This is a genomic window from Streptomyces sp. EDA2-14 (genome assembly GCF_054963755.1).
Map to the genome: position 1 here is coordinate 14,804 of NZ_JBUEGE010000031.1, position 15,198 is coordinate 30,001.

General features: G+C 70.6%; 22 protein-coding genes. 1 reads left to right on the plus strand and 21 read right to left on the minus strand.

What is annotated here, in order from left to right; all coding sequences use genetic code 11:
- Positions 1–3 precede the first annotated feature (3 nt).
- The 18 genes from ACY34M_RS40080 to ACY34M_RS40165 are packed head-to-tail and all read right to left on the minus strand — an operon-like array spanning position 4 to position 13,663.
- The gene (locus tag ACY34M_RS40080) at positions 4–171 is read right to left on the minus strand and encodes a hypothetical protein (protein ID WP_462723617.1); all 168 of its coding nucleotides are present in this window, start codon (positions 169–171) and stop codon (positions 4–6) included.
- A gap of 44 nt (positions 172–215) precedes the next feature.
- The gene (locus ACY34M_RS40085; protein ID WP_462723618.1) at positions 216–740 is read right to left on the minus strand and encodes a DUF7426 family protein; all 525 of its coding nucleotides are present in this window, start codon (positions 738–740) and stop codon (positions 216–218) included.
- The gene (locus ACY34M_RS40090; protein ID WP_462723619.1) at positions 740–1,231 is read right to left on the minus strand and encodes a phage tail tube protein; all 492 of its coding nucleotides are present in this window, start codon (positions 1,229–1,231) and stop codon (positions 740–742) included. The genes ACY34M_RS40085 and ACY34M_RS40090 overlap by 1 nt, the downstream gene beginning before the upstream one ends.
- A 12-nt stretch (positions 1,232–1,243) precedes the next feature.
- A complete protein-coding gene (locus tag ACY34M_RS40095) occupies positions 1,244–1,684 on the minus strand; it encodes a minor capsid protein (protein WP_462723620.1) in 441 nt (146 codons plus the stop codon).
- Positions 1,681–2,031 carry a hypothetical protein gene (locus ACY34M_RS40100; RefSeq protein WP_462723621.1) on the minus strand — a complete coding sequence of 117 codons (351 nt, stop codon included), beginning with the start codon at positions 2,029–2,031 and terminating at the stop codon, positions 1,681–1,683. The genes ACY34M_RS40095 and ACY34M_RS40100 overlap by 4 nt, the downstream gene beginning before the upstream one ends.
- Before the next feature lie 10 nt (positions 2,032–2,041).
- Positions 2,042–2,359, minus strand: a complete 318-nt coding sequence (locus ACY34M_RS40105) for a hypothetical protein (RefSeq protein ID WP_462723622.1) — start codon at positions 2,357–2,359, stop codon at positions 2,042–2,044.
- Positions 2,359–3,024, minus strand: coding sequence for a hypothetical protein (locus tag ACY34M_RS40110; protein WP_462723623.1), 666 nt, complete (start codon positions 3,022–3,024; stop codon positions 2,359–2,361). Before ACY34M_RS40110 ends, ACY34M_RS40105 begins: the two co-directional genes overlap by 1 nt.
- A gap of 1 nt (position 3,025) precedes the next feature.
- Positions 3,026–5,965: a hypothetical protein gene (locus ACY34M_RS40115; RefSeq protein WP_462723624.1), complete on the minus strand. Its 2,940-nt coding sequence runs from the start codon at positions 5,963–5,965 to the stop codon at positions 3,026–3,028.
- Positions 5,966–5,983: 18 nt separating this feature from the next.
- A complete protein-coding gene (locus ACY34M_RS40120) occupies positions 5,984–6,424 on the minus strand; it encodes a hypothetical protein (protein ID WP_462723625.1) in 441 nt (146 codons plus the stop codon).
- A complete protein-coding gene (locus ACY34M_RS40125) occupies positions 6,424–6,594 on the minus strand; it encodes a hypothetical protein (RefSeq protein WP_462723626.1) in 171 nt (56 codons plus the stop codon). Before ACY34M_RS40125 ends, ACY34M_RS40120 begins: the two co-directional genes overlap by 1 nt.
- Positions 6,591–6,956, minus strand: a complete 366-nt coding sequence (locus ACY34M_RS40130; protein ID WP_462723627.1) for a hypothetical protein — start codon at positions 6,954–6,956, stop codon at positions 6,591–6,593. The genes ACY34M_RS40125 and ACY34M_RS40130 overlap by 4 nt, the downstream gene beginning before the upstream one ends.
- Positions 6,956–8,026, minus strand: coding sequence for a major capsid protein (locus ACY34M_RS40135; RefSeq protein WP_462723628.1), 1,071 nt, complete (start codon positions 8,024–8,026; stop codon positions 6,956–6,958). Before ACY34M_RS40135 ends, ACY34M_RS40130 begins: the two co-directional genes overlap by 1 nt.
- 15 nt (positions 8,027–8,041) lie before the next feature.
- Positions 8,042–8,839 (minus strand): hypothetical protein, encoded by a 798-nt coding sequence (locus ACY34M_RS40140; protein ID WP_462723629.1) that lies wholly within the window; start codon positions 8,837–8,839, stop codon positions 8,042–8,044.
- Positions 8,840–8,896: 57 nt separating this feature from the next.
- Positions 8,897–10,063, minus strand: coding sequence for a phage minor capsid protein (locus ACY34M_RS40145; RefSeq protein ID WP_462723684.1), 1,167 nt, complete (start codon positions 10,061–10,063; stop codon positions 8,897–8,899).
- Positions 10,064–10,075: 12 nt separating this feature from the next.
- Entirely contained in the window at positions 10,076–11,683 is a 1,608-nt protein-coding gene (locus tag ACY34M_RS40150) for a phage portal protein (RefSeq protein ID WP_462723630.1), read from the minus strand.
- Positions 11,670–11,864: a hypothetical protein gene (locus ACY34M_RS40155; RefSeq protein ID WP_462723631.1), complete on the minus strand. Its 195-nt coding sequence runs from the start codon at positions 11,862–11,864 to the stop codon at positions 11,670–11,672. The genes ACY34M_RS40150 and ACY34M_RS40155 overlap by 14 nt, the downstream gene beginning before the upstream one ends.
- A complete protein-coding gene (locus ACY34M_RS40160) occupies positions 11,864–13,159 on the minus strand; it encodes a PBSX family phage terminase large subunit (RefSeq protein WP_462723632.1) in 1,296 nt (431 codons plus the stop codon). The genes ACY34M_RS40155 and ACY34M_RS40160 overlap by 1 nt, the downstream gene beginning before the upstream one ends.
- Positions 13,160–13,168: 9 nt before the next feature.
- Positions 13,169–13,663, minus strand: coding sequence for a helix-turn-helix domain-containing protein (locus tag ACY34M_RS40165; protein WP_462723633.1), 495 nt, complete (start codon positions 13,661–13,663; stop codon positions 13,169–13,171).
- A gap of 112 nt (positions 13,664–13,775) precedes the next feature.
- On the opposite strand from ACY34M_RS40165, the gene ACY34M_RS40170 reads away from it, so the two are divergent.
- Positions 13,776–14,321, plus strand: coding sequence for a PH domain-containing protein (locus ACY34M_RS40170; RefSeq protein ID WP_462723634.1), 546 nt, complete (start codon positions 13,776–13,778; stop codon positions 14,319–14,321).
- A 233-nt stretch (positions 14,322–14,554) separates the two neighbouring features.
- Here ACY34M_RS40170 and ACY34M_RS40175 read toward each other — a convergent pair whose 3' ends face one another.
- The 3 genes from ACY34M_RS40175 to ACY34M_RS40185 all read right to left on the minus strand — a co-directional run bounded on the left by ACY34M_RS40175 (position 14,555) and on the right by ACY34M_RS40185 (position 15,148).
- Entirely contained in the window at positions 14,555–14,695 is a 141-nt protein-coding gene (locus ACY34M_RS40175; protein ID WP_462723635.1) for a hypothetical protein, read from the minus strand.
- An 89-nt stretch (positions 14,696–14,784) separates the two neighbouring features.
- Positions 14,785–14,979: a hypothetical protein gene (locus ACY34M_RS40180; RefSeq protein WP_462723636.1), complete on the minus strand. Its 195-nt coding sequence runs from the start codon at positions 14,977–14,979 to the stop codon at positions 14,785–14,787.
- 16 nt (positions 14,980–14,995) lie between these two features.
- Positions 14,996–15,148 (minus strand): hypothetical protein, encoded by a 153-nt coding sequence (locus ACY34M_RS40185; RefSeq protein ID WP_462723637.1) that lies wholly within the window; start codon positions 15,146–15,148, stop codon positions 14,996–14,998.
- Positions 15,149–15,198 lie beyond the last annotated feature (50 nt).

Consider the following 15,198-nt stretch of genomic DNA (forward strand, 5'->3'; position numbering starts at 1 on the left):
GGGTCACCTCCTGGGGGTGCGGGAGCCCTTCTTGGGCTCCGGGGGTTGGAAGTGACGCGAGATGCGGGACTCGGCCGAGCACAGGCCCCACAGGCGGACGCGGAACCACCGCCACGAGCGGGCTTGAAGGAGTCCGGGGGTGGAGATGTCGAGGCCGTACACCTCGTGCATGTCGGCCTCGACGAGCGGCCACTGTTCGAGCAGCGCGTCGAGCGTTATCCGCGGCCCGCCTTTGCGGCCTGCTTGCCGCTTCGCTGGGACGCCGCCCTCGTACCACTCGTAGAGCCCCGTGACCGGGTCGTACTCGCCGCAGCCGACGCCGAAGTGGCGCGCTTCTGCTGGCGACGAGCCGCCCGGTTCGGGGCCACTTGAGAAGGGTCGCCACCACTGGACCAGTACTTTTGCGCGGTGTCGCGGTCGGCCGTCACCCAGAACATGGCGGTCAGCGACGCGTGCTTGAACCGCGACCAGTCGGTATCGGCGAGGAGCCGATCGTGGACGTCGCCGAGGAGCATCCGGTACAGGTCCCGCTCCTCGGCATCGGACAGGCTCTCGGCGTCCGGCTCGGTGCCGTCCTGGAGCATGCGCGCAGCCGCCCGCGTGATCTTCTCGACGCGGAGCCCGTCCTCGGCCGTCGGCGACGGAATCCGATAGGTGCGCACCTCCCCGTCGCGGCCGCGCACGGGCAGCTCCAGGTAGTCGTCGAGGAAGTCGTCGAGGGCCTCGAACGTGGCGGCCATCAGGGCGTCACCGCGAGCGGGTTGTCGATCGGCTTGAGCTTGCCGCAGCCGGTGAACTCGATCTCAACCTCGCCGAGGTCGGTGTACTCGCCTCCCTGGGGCTGCCAGTTCGGGATGGCCTTGCCCTCGTACGCCTCCGGCAGGCCCTCACGGTTCATGTAGCGGAGGCGCACCTTGTTCGCGTCGCCGTACGCGAAGTGCGCCAACCTGATGGCCTCGTGTACGGGGTGGTAGACCTTGGACGCCTTGTTGGCCTTGCGGCGGATCGTCGCGGTGACCACCCACGACTGCCCGGTCTTCTCGTTGTCGGCCCAGCCCTCGCCGTCGTAGTCGGACGAGTCCTCGATGTTGGGCTCGCTCTCCGGCTGGAACTCCCGGACGCCAGGGCAAAGCTGCCAGTCCGGGGACGTGTCGGTGCCCATGTTGATTTCGAGCCGCCACTCGCGGGCCAGCTCCGTCTCGTTGGTTTCCACCGGGGTGGGTGTCGTCATGACATCTCCTCGCTATTCGTCCTGGAGGGGCCCGGACCGGACCGTCCGGAGGTAGTAGTTGGCGGTGAGTTCCATCCGCCCGTGGGTGTCCTGGCCGATCCAGGCCTGCGACTGGCGCCACGACACGGCGACCCGCACGCCTCGCGCCTGGTAGCCGCGGCGGTTGTGCAGCACGCGGAACACGTCGTTGCCGAGCTGCACCAGGTCCGTCGGGTCGGTGCCCGCGCGCATGCGGGCCTGGAGACCGGTGACCGTGTCGGTGGAGTCGTCGTCGGCGACCGGGTACGGCGTGAGCCCGATGATCCGGTCCGGGCCGTCGGGCACCTTGCCGAGGACGATGCCGGTGCTGCCCGTCGGCAGAACACTGTCCGGGGCGTACACGCCGAGGCCCTCCGTGGCGAGCAGCTCGGCGATGCCGGTGAGGAGGTCGACGTCGTGCGTCTCGCCGCTCACCGCAGCTCCCGCCGGATCTGCGCAGCCACGATGGCGGCGATCTCGCCGCGCGCGGCGTTGAGCGGCTGCTCCACGTACTTGGCCTGACGCCCGGGCGCGTGCCTGTAGTCCAATTCCTCGTGCTGCCGCACGGCGTACGGGGTGTCGTAGGAGACCGCCGCGGTCAGGCTTCCCTCGTCCACGGAGGCGACTCCGGAGCGCTGGAGTTCGGCTTCATCGAGTGGGACGACGGCTTGGCACTGGCCGAGGACGTACTCGGCTGCCAGGTGAAGGCCACGCGCTGCGCCCTGCCGGACTGCCCGCTCGGTCGGCGCCCCGTTGAACCGGAGCCGGAAGGACTGCGCCATGGCGTTCCCCCTATTCGAGTTGGATTTCCAGGTGGTCGGGGGTGCGCAGGCCTGCGCCGTTGCGGTCCTTGGACTGGATGACCTTGGTGATCTGGCCGCCTGCGGTGGTCACGCGGGACAGCGGGGGTGCGTCAATGCCGCGCTTGGTGTAGGCGGTTGAGGACGAGGTGACGGTGTCGCCGCCGGGTGAGCGGACGGCGCGGGTCTGCTCGTCGAGGAAGCAGCGCACTGCCTCGGGCGGCCCGTACAGGGGGCCTTTCGAGCCCTGTCCCCGGTACGGCTCGACGGTGATCGTGTGGACGAGGAGCCAGCCGGGGATGCGCCCCATCACCAGCCTCCGGAGACGACGCCGATGCGGAACTTCGTCGCGGGCAGGCCCGCCAGCGCGCGCGGCAGCTTCGGCGCGTAGTAGTCCGGCCCGGAGCGGTCGTCGCCCGTACCGAACTGCAAGTTCAGCGAGCCGAGGGCGACGCTCTGGAGCGGCCCGGAGATATCCGTCTCCTCCCCGACCTCACCCCAGAACTCCACCTGAGCGCACACCGCCTCGGCGAACGCGTCGGCAACCTCCGGGTCGGCCGGCATGCCGCCGCTGTCCGTGTCGTACCAGGCCGCAGTCAGGAAGTCCGAGTCGAGGAGCTTCGACGCGTTGAGCAGGAGCCGCGGCGCGTCCAACGGCGGTGCGTCCTGGAGGAAGTTCGCGAGCTGTGTCGACGTCGCGTACACGCGCCCGCTCAGACCCGTGCCTGGGGTGGGCGCCACGGCAACCCGCTGGTTCTCCACCGAGGCGCCCGTGCCGGTGACCGTCCAGCGGAGCAGCCACACCCCGGCCTCGGAGTACGTGACGGGCGCCGACCACATGCCGCCGTCCTCGCGGTTGACGACCGGGGATTCCGTCGTCCCGTCCGGGCGGGTCACCACGAGCGTCGCCGCGGTGGTCTCGTCGGCCGGCGCCACTGCGAGCTGCGCCCTCACCATGTCGCCTACGTCCGGCACGTCAGCCTCCCGGAGTCGAGTGCGCGGCCAGCTCGGGGCCGTGCGTGGATGCGATGAGCTGCGGGCCGTCCCCGCGCGGTGCGAGGTGCGGGCCGCTGCTGCCCGGTGTGAGCCGGGGCCCGGCCGTGGACGGTGCCGTGTCCGGCTGCTGCCAGACACGGGCGAGGGGCGGCGCTGTGGCCTGCTCGACGGCGGGGACGAGCCTCGCCAGCGGGCCGACGCCGACCCGCGTGATCTCGTGCGCGGGGCCGAGGGTGCGCCGCAGCGCGGTGTCGAACCCGAGTGCTGTCTCGGCTGTCGCGGCGGTGCCGAGCCGCAGCGTCTTATGTGCTGTCAGGGGCCGGGCGGTCGCCCTGCAGGTGCCTGCGGGGAGGGTTCGGGCCTTGCCCCGGTGGAGCGCGGGCGCGCTGCTCGTTTCCTCGACGGCGGCCGGCCGTGCCCGCTTGGCCCCGGTGAGGGGGCGTGCGGGCGCTGTCTCGTCGCCTGTGCCCAGGGGCCAGGTTCCTTGTGCGGCGAGCGTCTGTGCGGTGTGGTCGTCGTCGGCCGGGGACAGGGCGCGGGCCCGCGCCCGGCCGAGGGGACGCGCAATCGTCGTCTCCTCGGCCGGGGCGAGCGCCCCGCTGCGGCCACTGGTCAGCGGCCGTCCCCCAGCGGTCTCGGCCGTCACGCCGAGCCGCGCCACCTTGGCCCGGCCGAGTGGCCGTGCCTCTTCCACCACACCCGCCGTGCCCTGCACGGTGGTCTTCGCACGGCCCAACGCGCGGGCCGTGCTGGTCTCTTGCGCCGCGATGAGCCCGAACGAGGCCGACATCGGCACCGCCGTCGCGGACTCCGACGCTGCACCTGCGGCACGGCGCTTGCCCGCCGCGTGCGGGCGGGCCGTAGCGGTCTCGGCAGCGGTGCCGAGCGTGCGGCGCTTGCTGCCGGAAACCGGCTGTGCCCCATCCGTTCCGGCCGCCGTCGGCAGCGGCCTGCGCTTCACCTGGGGGAGGACGAGCGCGCCCTCGGCCCCGCCCGCGCGCGCCAGCCCTGACGCCTTCGCGCCGGTGACGGGCCGGGCCGTGTCCGTGCCCGCCGCGGCGGCGAGCGGGAGCCGGACGCTCGGCGCGGTGTTGAAGCTGTCGAACTCGGCGAAGTCCTCGACGCCGCCGTCCCGGTGCGCGATGAGCTGCACCTGGAGATTCGTATCGCCCACCCATGCCGGAGCCGTCGCCGTGCGCCGGTTCGTCCACGTGAGGCCGTCCGCGCTCGTGTCCCAGTACAGGAAGCCGCCGGTCTCCCGCAGCCGCAGCCACGCGTGCGCCACCGGGTCGTACGGGATGGTGACCTGCGCCGGATCCCAGTAGTCGGCGCGCGCGGCCAGCACCAGATTCCCGGTGACCGCCGACACCTCGAACACGGCGTCGGTGCCCAGCACGGCCGTCTGCACCAGGACCTGCGCCCACGCCTCGACGGTCGCGCCGCCCGCGGCTGGCGGGTACACGCGGCAGTGGACGTGCGACTCGCGCAGCCGGTACGCCTCGGCGGAGGCGTAGGCGTTGTAGCCGGTGGTGCACAGGACCCGTGCCCGGCCGCCGGTTTCGAGGAAGCCGCCCGGTTCGTAGGAGTCGGGCCAGCGCGCCGGGTCGACGGCGCCGTCGTCGAATCCGTCGGTGAGCCGGTCGAAGCCGGTGCCTGCCACCGGCTGCGCGGCGATCGTGACGGTTGCGGTGCCGAGGGCGAGCCGTTTGTGGCGGGCGAGCGGCTGCGCTGTCGTCGTCTGTGTGCCGGGGCCTGCCGTGAGGGCGGTCGGGGTTTGCGCCTCGACGATCGTCCACAGGGCCGACACGCGGCGCGCGGTGGTCTGCGAGACGTTGGAGCGTACGCCGATCTGCGCGGTCTCCAGGGCCGCCGTCGTCCATGCGGTGCCGGTCTGTGGGTTTGTGTAGGTGGTGAGCTGCGGCACGAACGGCATCGCCGATTTGTGCGTGGCCCACCCGTTCACGGCGACCGACACGGACGCGGACTCGGCGACCGTGCCGCCCGTCTGCCCCTTGAGCCGGTAGACGAGGCTCGCCGCGGTCGTCGCGTTCGAGCCGATCCGGCCGCCGACGGCGACGAGGCTGATCGTGTCGGAGGCGCCGATGCCCGCACCGGTCGGTGAACTCAGGTTGTAGTCGTCGATGGTGGTGGTGCCGGTCGCGGTCGTCTCGTTGTACGACGTCGCGTCGTCCGGGGTGACGTCGGCGACGCGCGTCCAGTTGTTCGCCGCGCCTGCCGTGCCGCCCACTGCGGTGGCCCAGCCGTTGGCGTCGCCTGCCGAGTCGGGCCGCAGGTGGAACACGGATCCGGGGCCGGGCAAGCCGGTCTGTGCGCTGCCGGTGGTGTCGTTGACGGCGAGGTCGTCGAGGTGGACCTCGCCCGTGCCCGCCGTGACGAACCCCGTGCGGATCCGGGAGAAGCCGTTGATGTTGGTGACGAGTGTGGAGCCGGAAAAGTTGGTGCCGTCGAGGTAGCCGACGAACGCGCCGGTGGCGGATCCGGCGGTGCCCGCTGCGTCGGTGTGGTCCAGCTCGATGCGGTACCAGCGGCCGACGGTGAGCGCCGCGGAGGCGGTGCCGAGGTCGGTGCCGGTGTACGCGTCGTACAGGCGCAGCGTGCCGCCCGCGGTGAGGCGGAGCTGTGCCGGGAAGTATCCGCTTTGGCCGATCGCGTAGACGGTAACGGTCGCGGACGGCAGCGTCGTGATCCGCAGGTACAGGCGGTGCATGGTGCGCTTCACGACGCCCGTGTCGACCTGCTGCTCGACGTACTGAGCGGCCGCAGTCGGGTTGATCCGGAGGGAGGCCGCGCCAGCGCGGCGGACGGTGGTCGAGATCGTGGGCGGGCCGGTGACCGAGAGAACCTCGACCCCGGCCGCCGCCGATTGCAGCTCGAATCCGCACGTCCACAACCGCGCCACGGTGGCCTCCCCCTGGGGTCAGGCTGCGGACGAGGCCCGCGCGAAGTCCGCGATGGTGAGCGTGAAGTCCGTGCCATCGGGGGTCATCGCGCAGTCGTGCTTGGTCAGCGGGATGATCGCGCTGTCCGCGCTCGCACCGTCCGGCTTGTAGGCGATGACGACCGCGCCGATCGCCGCCCCGGACGTCGCCGCCCAAGTGACGTCGTCGCAGTCGATGTTGACGCGGTCGTTGGCGTTGTCGACGGTGACCGTGACGTTCGCCAGGGTCTTGCGGCCGAGCGCGGTCTGCTCCGTCGCCCCGGCCTTGACCGCGGCGAGCGTCGCATAGTCCCGCATCGTCGCGTCCGTCGGCATGCTCGCCGCAGCGAACGGCACGAGGACCAACGAGTCGGCCGCGGCGGGGAGATCGCCGTACTGCGCGAGTCTCCCCAACGCGACGTTGAACACGAGGTTCGCCATCAGCCACCCTCCCCCTTGCCCTCCGACGGCTCCCGCTTGGCCTCGCGCTTCGGCTTCGCAGCCTCCACGCGCGACCAGTTCGGGAGCATCTCCAGACGGGCATCCGGGTGCGGCCGCTCGACCTCATCGCCGTTGTTGGCGTTGCGGTAGCGGATCACCTCGCCCGTCATGCGTCGCCGCCGTACTGCGCGACGAGCTGCTCCTTGGTGAGGCCGTCGACGGCGGCCTCCTCGTCGGAGTCCGCTGCGACGCTGCGGGCGTAGGCGGCCCACTCGTCCTTCGTGGCGCTGCGCGTCGGACGCTCCGGCTGCTGCGCGGGCGGAGCGCCCGGCGTCGCGGGGGCGGCCGGCTCTTTCGCGGGCTTCGCCTTCGGGGCCTTCTTGGTCTCCTGCTCAGTGACCGCGTAGCCCTTGCGCCGGAAGTAGCCGAGCGCCTGCGCCTGGTCCTCGCCGACGGTGGCCTCCCCCTTGGAGAACACCACCCCGGCCACGACACCATCGAACCCCTTGACGGGGGCAGTGACCTGGAACATCAGGCACCAGCCACCCGGACGTTGCGCATGACGCCGCACGCCTTGGTATTGCGGAGCACCGCGGCGACCGGGCCCATCTCGATCTCGCCCTTCTTCACGGCGCCGGCCTGTGTGAAGTCCGGCATCCACGTCTGGACGAGGGGCTGCCCGGCCGGGGACGCGCCGTGCAGTGCGTCCAGGCCGAAGCTGACGGCGTACAGGTCGGTCAGGTTGGTGATGTTGCCGCCGGACCCGGCGCCGTCGGCGTCGCGGGACTCGATCGGGATCACGGGGCCCGCGCCGGTCGCGGTGTCGCCGAGGTCGACGAGCGTCCACGGACCGTACTGCTCGACCTGCCGGCCAAGGTCGTCCTTGCTTGCGGTGTACATGCCCGCCCATCGGGCGAGCGCGCGCACGCGGGTGATGGACGCCGTGTTGCCGAGGATCGCCTTCACACCGGGCGGGAGCGCACCCTGTGCTCCGGCGTCCCCGCCGCCCGTGTGGGACGGCTGGATCCGCGACAGGAACCCGTCGAGGTGGTCGAGCGCGGCCATCGCCTTGGACTGCTCGGTGATGGTGCCGGGCGTCCAGTCGAGGTAGCCGCCGGTGATGCCCTCGGTGCTCGGCAGGTACTCCGTCGACTCCCCGGTCAGGATCTTGTCGAGGCCGTCGAAGCCGTTCGCGTTGACGGCGACGTCCCCGTTGATGATCTCCGACTGGAAGGTGCCGCGGACGCTCGTCAGAAGCTGCTGCATCTGGAACGAGACCTCGTTGGTCGCCGAGGCGCCGAGGTTCGCCAGCACGCGGTCGACCTCGAAGCTGCCGCCGAGCGGCTTGAGGTCCACGGTCTTGCGCTCGCGCTCCGCGACGCTCGGCGTGTACTCGGCGTTGACGGCACGGAACGACGCCGAGCGGGCCGCCTTCAGCCGCGTGTAGCCGTAGGTGAGCGTGGCCCCGCCGGTGCCGGGGGTGACGGTGTTGTCGAACACCATCTGGTCGAACAGCCACGAGTAGCGGCGCAGGTTGTCGATGACGGCAAAGTCGACATCGGCCTGCGTGTTGATCTGCGCCTGAGCAAGCGTCACGGGCATGGGGATCCTCCGGGATCAGGTTTGGTAGTGGTTCGCGATCGCCCCTGCGAGCGATCCGCTGCGCTGTTTCGCGGCACCCTCCTGGGTGCCGCCCGACAGGTCCCCACCGGACTTACCGGCGGTCTGCACGGCGATGGACGGGGTGGACTTCAGCTCGGCCTTGATCAGGCCGTCGAGCTTGTCGCCGAACCCCTTGGCTTCGGGGTCGAGTTCGGTGAGCGCGTCGTAGAAGCTGCGCGAGTTGAGGAGCGGCGCGACCTTCGCGCCGAGCTTCTCGGCCCGCCCGTAAACGGCGAGTTGGGCGCTCAGATCCCGGATCTTCGCGTCCCGTGCCGTGATCTCCTTCGTGGAGTCCTCGGTGGCGGCCGTGCGGCCACGCTGCTCGGCCTCCTCGACGGCCTTCTCCTGGTCGGAGAGGTTCGCCTTGCGAAGCTTCTCCAGCTCCGCGATCGCGGACTTGCCCTTGTCGGCCTCGGCCTTGTTCTCCTTGGCGCGCTTCTCCCACTCGCGAGCGTGGGACTTCCAGTCCTTGTCTCCGGACTGCGATCCGGACTCGCCGGATTCCTTCCCGGAGGACTGTCCGCCCTGTTCGGAGCCCTCACCACCGGACGCTTCCGCGCCCTGTCCGGACTCCCCGGACGCTTCGGACTCACCGGTTCCGGACTCGCCGGACTCGGATCCGCCTTCGCCCTCGCTGCTGCCACCCGCGATGGCGTAGATCGGTGCGCCGTTGCGGCGGTAGCCGAGCACGTCCAGAGCGGCGTGCGTTGCCAGCGGGTGCTTGAAACCTCGCCGTGTGAAAGGGACCTGCATGGTGTTCGTCTCCCGTTTCGGGTTGCCCGGGCGCCGTGCGGCGGCCGGAAGTCTGTGTCAGCGCGCGGCCCTGCGCGCGGGGACCGCCGGCCGATCGGCAGTCGCGGGCCGGGCCGGGGTGTCGATCTGTTCGCGGCGGCTCTTGCGGGGCAGCCCGGTGCCGGACACCAGTTCGCGAATGCGGCCCTGATAGGCGCGCACCTTCGCGTTCGCCGAGCGGCGCTCTCCGTCACCCACTGCTGCCGCGGCCCGCCTCTTCCAAGCGCGTACCTGTCGTTCCAGGCGGCGCTGTTCCTGCGTCTGCTCGTACGTCGCACGAGACGGAGGCTTCGGCCGCGGGCGGGTGAGGCCGGGCAGGTAGATCGACACGGCATGACGGCAGTTCGGATGCATCAGCCCGGCCGCGCGTGCCTCCGGGAGGCTGCCAGCCACCTGGACGTTGACCATGCGGCCGTCCTCGGTGGCGTGCTCAGCCTCGGCCGTGCCCGCCCCGGACGCGCCGTCGCGGCGCAGGATCTTGCCCTCCCACGGCTTGCAGCGCGGGCACTCCTCCGGAGCATCAGAGATCATGACCAGCTCGACGCCCGCAGCGCCGAGGCGATCCGTGTGCGCCTGGACGGCGGCCCGGCCGAGCGCCGAGCGGGACGCCATCTCGACGTACGACGTGAGGTTCCAGGCGCGCCCGCGCCGATCGACGAACCCCGTGACCCCCCGGTCGGCGAACCGGGCCAGTGCCCGCTGCGCCGCCTGACGCCGGGTCTCGACACCGAGCAGCGGCGCCGACGTGGCCTCTGCGATCACCTGCCGGTACACGTCCATCGTGGAGCGCAGGATCCGAGAGTGCGTCGCACCTGTCTCACTGACGAGGGCGGCCGCGAGCCGGTCCACAGCGGACGCTGCGGGCAGGGCATCGGCGGCCACCGCGGCGGTGCCTGCCGCCAGTGCGCCGAGTTCGGCCACGGCCGCTTGCTGGCCCCGTTCGTACGCCTCGCTGAGCGCCTCGTGGATCGCGCCTGTGGCGTTGGCCTGGAGCGCGGCGAGCACCTCGTCGACGGCGGCACGCAGGTTGCCGAGTGCGGCCAGCTTTAGCTCAGCCCACAGCGGGCTGTCGAGGCCTTCCGCGAGCGCCCGCGTGATCTTCTCGATGAGCACCAACTCGGCCTGCTCGTACAGCGAGGACACCGCGGCGGCGAGATCTTCCGCCATGTCGGGGCTGACCGGCATGCGCACCCCCGGCTACTCCTCGTCGACGTCCTGCTCCCCGTCGTCCTCGGCCTCGCCCTGGCCCTCTGGGGCGGGCGGTTCCTCGTCAAACCGGGGGCGGTCCGCGCCGAGCGCAAGCGGGTCCTCGACGAGCCGGCCGGACTCCTTGAGGATCCGGTCGACCTCCGCCTTCTGTTCTCGCTCGTCCCAGTCCGGATGCAACAGGGCGACCTTGACCTCCGTGGAGGCGGCCTCGGCCTGCGCCCACAGGGCAGCGGTCTCGGCGAGCGTCTTCACGTCGTCCTGCACCGAGTCCTGGAACTGGACGTCCGGCCGCTCGACCTCGACATCCGGAGCACCCGAGAACATGCCGGAGGCCACGAGCATGAGCCACGCCTCGGTGATGTCCGCGATCCCCGGCCCCGCGAGTTCCGCCTTCCGCGCACGGGTGGACATCGACCGGGCATTGCGGGCCTTGATCTCGGTCGCCGTCACCGCGGCGCCGGCCGAGTCGTTGCCGAACGTCCCGGCGCTGTACCCGGCGTTGCGGACGGCCTTGTCCGTCAGCTCCGATGCCGTGGCCCGGTGCTCCTCGTGGCGGATGACGAACTGGTTCAGCGTGATCGCCTGGTCGGCGGTCGGCGGCACGTTCATCGGGGCGTAGACCTCGCGGTCCTCCCACACGCCACCCATGCCGGGCCCGGCGTTGAGGAGGTAGCCGGACGGCACGATGATCCGCGCCTTCGCGAGGCGAATGTCGCGGAGCCAGCTGGTGTACGTCTCGTCGATGCCCGACAGGAACGTCTCCGCCCCCTGGAAGTCCGACGTGCCGAGCCCGGCCGCGCCGGGGATGTCCTCCCAGTCGGGGGCGTCCATCGTGTTCGGCAGGTAGGCGACGAGGAGCTTCTTCTCCATGCCCGGCGGGAGCTGCCGCGCCGGCAGGAGATCGCGGGTGGCGGTGAAGCCCTTCATGTCGACGGGCTTGCCGAGGTTGTCCTCGGTGCCCTCGTACACGCCGTGCAGTACGTGGCCCGGTTCGTGGCGCTCCAGGTGCCGGACGACGCGCTGTCCGTCGGCCTCCAGCACGGTCCAGAAGGTGACCGCTCGCAGCTTCTCGCCGTGAGCGAACTCGGGGGCGGCACCGTCGGCGCGGACGCGGCCGACCCACGGAAGTGGGGTGATGTCGGTGTCCCACACGATCCGCAGATAGGCGCCGCCGAGTCCGGCCCCGGACTCGCCCGCAGCAATCAATGTCCGCTTCAGGCCCGTGTCGAGGAGCGTTTCCAGCACGCCCTGCGTGTTCTTGTGGTCGATCTTCAGCGCCGGTGGCTCGGAGTACAGGAGGTCGGCCGAGGTGCGGGCGATGTCCCGGGCGAGCGGCATGTGCAGGTTGGCGCGCCGCTCGCCGAGCGGTGTGGGCTCGCCCCAGAACCAGCGGGCCATGCGGCCGACGACGCCGCCGCGGTACTGCGACGGCCGGTTGTCGGCCGGGCCGAAGCGGCCGTTGTCGCGGTGCCGGTTGCGGTAGCGGTAGGACAGCCGGTCCGGGTTGGCGGACAGCCACGCGGACCAGTCCGCCATGTCGGCCTGGATCGCCGGGTGGACCGGGGGCCAGCGGACTCCCTTGTCAGGAAGCGGCATTGTCCACCTCCCTCGCTTCGGACTCCATGGCGTCCGCGGTCTCCCGCAGAGCTGCGACGAGGTCGAACGCTGTCAGCGTGAACGTCCCGTTGGCGTCCGCCTCGATCTCGATCTTCCCGATCTCCGTGGCCGCGCCGACGCCGAACGTGAGGTACACGGGGATGCTTGCCGTCGCGGCCATCAGGCAGCCACCTCCAGGGGTGTTGTGGGCAGTAGGTGCCGCCACTCGTTGATCGAGCTGTGCAGCCCGTACCGCAGGCCGTCCACGCTGTGGTCGTCGACCTTCAGCGGCTTGTCCTCGCCCTTCTTGGACGCCTTCGAGTCCCACACGTAGCCCGGCAGCTCCTCCAACAGGCCCGTACACGAGCGGTGGATGGACAGTACGTCCGCGCCGAATGCCGTGCTCACGCTGCGGATGCCGTCCGTCACCTCGTTGTCCGCCCTCGCGACGCCCGGCACCCCGTCCGCCCATAGCTGCGTCATGAACGACGCGGCCGACGGGTCCACGAAGATCCACGACGGGGCCACGCCCTTGGTGCCGCGGTGCTCGTACGCCGACAGCCAGCCCCGCAGGCCCACGCTGTACTGCGCATCGGTCAACTGCCGTTGCGCGACACGCGAGTCGTGCCGGTACTCCGACGCCACGTACAGCCGGTTGTCGACGCCGATGCCGATGAGCAGCGCCGCGAAAGGGTTGACGGTGCCGTAGTCCAGGCCCACGCACACCCACCGCGACATCTCCGGGAGGATGTCGACGACGTGCCGCGACTCGTCGAAGCTGTCGAAGATCACGCCCTCCGCGAGGCACCAGTCGCCGAGGATGTACCGCTTGAAGAACAGCCCTTGATGCGAGCGCCTCAGCGACGCCACATAGTCGGCCGGTAGCGACGGGTTGTCGTCCAGCGTGAACGAGAAGCGGTGAAGGTCCAGGGCGGCCGGGTCCTGCGTCTCGGTGAGCGTTCCATCACGCCGGAGGTGCAGCCGGGCCCGATCCAAGTAGTTCTTCTTCAGCCAGTGGTTGGGACCCTCGGGGTTGGTCGTGCCGAACCACTGCGCGCCGGCCACGCTGAGGCGCGTCTCCAGCATCTGGAAGAACGTCTGCGGGTAGGTCGTCACCTCGTCGCAGTACGCGCCCGCGAGCGTGAGGCCCTTGATCTTGTCGACGGCCTTTTCATCGTTCGCGCCGGCCACGTAGATGGTGCGGCCGAAGATGACGACCTCCCCGGCGCCCACGCGGTACACGCAGCGGCGCTTGCCGACCATCTGCTCGATGACGTCGATGATGTTGCGCTTCAGGGTGCGCTCGGTCTTGCCGACCATGAGGAGCGCGCCGGGCGGCCCGGTGCGGATGTACCGCAGCCACACCATGATCGAGCCGATGGTCTTGCCGGAGCGGACCGCGCCTTCCCACAGGTTCCCGCGCGCTGCCGCGAGGTTTGTGGCGCGGAGCGACTTGCCGGTCAGGGGCTTGAACATCGCAGCCCCCTACTCGCCGCCGATCATTCCCCTCAGCCAGGCGTCGACTGCGGCCAGGCCCTCGGTGTCCTCGCGCTCGGGCGGCACCAGCTTCAGGGACTTCTCGATCGCCACGTTCGCTGCGGCCATGAGGTTGCGCTTGTCGGCGGCCGGCGCTTCGTCGAATCGCTTCTCGCGGTAGACGTTGTCCTTGCCGCCGAAGCTGAACGCGATCGTGGGCGACCACATGAGTTCGGTGAGCCGCTCGGCGTCGCCCTGGAGCGCCTCGGCCAGGACAGCCCGGCGCGCGGCGAGCTGGGCGACGCGGTGCCGGGTGGCTTCCTCGGTCATGGTGACGTCGAACTCAAGGCCCTCCTCGGCGCAGATGAGGGACACGGTGCGCTGCGACCGTTGCGTGAGTCGGGCGATCTCGTTGCGGCCGTGGCTCTCGCCGTGGAGGCGGATGATCTCGGCGCGCTCGTCGTCGGTGACGAGGCCGCCTTTGCTGACCTTGGGGCGCGTCACGTGGTCACCTCCATGGGGCTGCCTATCCGGAGATACGCTTTTGACCTGATCGCGGCGGGGCGCGATGTCTGAGAGCAGCAGGACCCCGTCGCTGGACGTGGAGGGGTGCCACATGGTGGACGTCAATGTGCGGCCGGACATCGATGCCGCAGCAGCGAAGTTGCAGAGCGCGATGGGGTCGAAGCGCGAGATTCAACGGCTTCCCGAGGTGCTGTGGGAAGGCGAGACAGTCGAGATGCTCGCGACGGGCGTGTATGGGAAGGGCAACGGCCTGGTCGCGATGACCGACAAGCGGCTGATCTTCCTGAAGCACGGGATCATGTCGCAGCAGGTCGAGGATTTCCCTTATGCGCGCATCAGCTCAGTGCAGTGGTCGGGCGGGATGCTGATGGGAACGCTGCAGGTGTTCTCGTCGGGCAACAAGGCCGAGATCAAGCAGATGCCGAAGGACGCGGGGAGAGCGCTCGCGGACGCGTTGCGGGCGCGGCTGGCCGGCGCCGCGGGGGCGCCCGCAGCGGCACCGCCTCAGACTGCTCCGGCCGCCGCTGGTGGGGATGTTGCGTCCCGGCTGTCGACGTTGGATCAGCTTCGGGCGGCCGGGGCGATCACGGATGAGGAGTACCGGGATCGGCGGGCGAAGATCCTCGACAGCCTGTAGGTCTTGCTCATGACGTAGCCCCCCGGCCAGGGGTGTTGGCCGGGGGCTACGTGGTGTCTTGCCTGTTTCCGGGCATGCCAAATCTGCGGCCCAGTTTGGGGCATGACCTGCGCAACGTCAAGCAAGGTTGAGGTTCGAAGGTGTGGGCGCGTGAAGGCCCCGCCGCGACGGGGGATGCACGGCGGGGCCTCACTGCCGGGCACAACCCGGCATGCGCGGTCAGTCTTACAGCGCTACTTCTGCTTCGCACCCGGAACGGGCTGCTCCTGCTTGGGGTAGTAGCCACCCTTCGACGCCTGGTACGTCGTCGAGTGCTCCTTGTCGGTCTCCGCGCGCTGCGGATCCCGGATCGGCATGTTGTTGTTCAGTGCCATGATGGCGCTCCTGTCTCGTGTTCGGGATGGGTGAACCGGGGCGGCCGGGATGCCTGGCAGCGAACGGCCGCCCTGGGGCTTATGGAGGATCAGCGGCGACGGGGCGCAGTGCGCCGGTACTGATCCAGGTCGTGCGGGTGGATTCCCGCGTCGAGCGCGGCGCGCAGGTTCATGCGAGCGATCGCGGCGTCAATCGGGCTGGGGATCTCTCCGCGCTCTTGGGCTTCGATCAAGTCGTCAACGCTGCCCGCTGCCTGGCGGGCGATGTGCTCGCGCTGCTCCATGGCGATCTCCTGTGGGCTATCCGTTGTCCGGCTTCTCGGTGACCTTGAGGTTCGGCCGGTACTTCCGGATGCGGTCGATCCGCTGCTTCGCGAAGCCGGGCGCGTTGGTGGTGAACTCGTCGAGGAACGTGCCGTCCTCGTCCACGACGCGGTAGCGGATGAAGTCCATGACTCCCCCTTCCTGTCGGTAGATGACCGGGGAGATAGCCCGGTAGATGG

Coding starts and splice junctions, on each gene's coding strand:
- ACY34M_RS40155 (WP_462723631.1), bottom strand. CDS start 11,864: ATGGCCGCGACGGCAAGCATCCCCGTGTACCTCACGTTCGGCGTCGGC.
- ACY34M_RS40170 (WP_462723634.1), top strand. CDS start 13,776: ATGGTGGACGTCAATGTGCGGCCGGACATCGATGCCGCAGCAGCGAAG.
- ACY34M_RS40140 (WP_462723629.1), bottom strand. CDS start 8,839: ATGCAGGTCCCTTTCACACGGCGAGGTTTCAAGCACCCGCTGGCAACG.
- ACY34M_RS40175 (WP_462723635.1), bottom strand. CDS start 14,695: ATGGCACTGAACAACAACATGCCGATCCGGGATCCGCAGCGCGCGGAG.
- ACY34M_RS40135 (WP_462723628.1), bottom strand. CDS start 8,026: ATGCCCGTGACGCTTGCTCAGGCGCAGATCAACACGCAGGCCGATGTC.
- ACY34M_RS40130 (WP_462723627.1), bottom strand. CDS start 6,956: ATGTTCCAGGTCACTGCCCCCGTCAAGGGGTTCGATGGTGTCGTGGCC.
- ACY34M_RS40145 (WP_462723684.1), bottom strand. CDS start 10,063: ATGCCGGTCAGCCCCGACATGGCGGAAGATCTCGCCGCCGCGGTGTCC.
- ACY34M_RS40160 (WP_462723632.1), bottom strand. CDS start 13,159: ATGTTCAAGCCCCTGACCGGCAAGTCGCTCCGCGCCACAAACCTCGCG.
- ACY34M_RS40100 (WP_462723621.1), bottom strand. CDS start 2,031: ATGGCGCAGTCCTTCCGGCTCCGGTTCAACGGGGCGCCGACCGAGCGG.
- ACY34M_RS40090 (WP_462723619.1), bottom strand. CDS start 1,231: ATGACGACACCCACCCCGGTGGAAACCAACGAGACGGAGCTGGCCCGC.
- ACY34M_RS40185 (WP_462723637.1), bottom strand. CDS start 15,148: ATGGACTTCATCCGCTACCGCGTCGTGGACGAGGACGGCACGTTCCTC.
- ACY34M_RS40080 (WP_462723617.1), bottom strand. CDS start 171: ATGCACGAGGTGTACGGCCTCGACATCTCCACCCCCGGACTCCTTCAA.
- ACY34M_RS40150 (WP_462723630.1), bottom strand. CDS start 11,683: ATGCCGCTTCCTGACAAGGGAGTCCGCTGGCCCCCGGTCCACCCGGCG.
- ACY34M_RS40180 (WP_462723636.1), bottom strand. CDS start 14,979: ATGGAGCAGCGCGAGCACATCGCCCGCCAGGCAGCGGGCAGCGTTGAC.
- ACY34M_RS40120 (WP_462723625.1), bottom strand. CDS start 6,424: ATGGCGAACCTCGTGTTCAACGTCGCGTTGGGGAGACTCGCGCAGTAC.
- ACY34M_RS40105 (WP_462723622.1), bottom strand. CDS start 2,359: ATGGGGCGCATCCCCGGCTGGCTCCTCGTCCACACGATCACCGTCGAG.
- ACY34M_RS40125 (WP_462723626.1), bottom strand. CDS start 6,594: ATGACGGGCGAGGTGATCCGCTACCGCAACGCCAACAACGGCGATGAG.
- ACY34M_RS40085 (WP_462723618.1), bottom strand. CDS start 740: ATGGCCGCCACGTTCGAGGCCCTCGACGACTTCCTCGACGACTACCTG.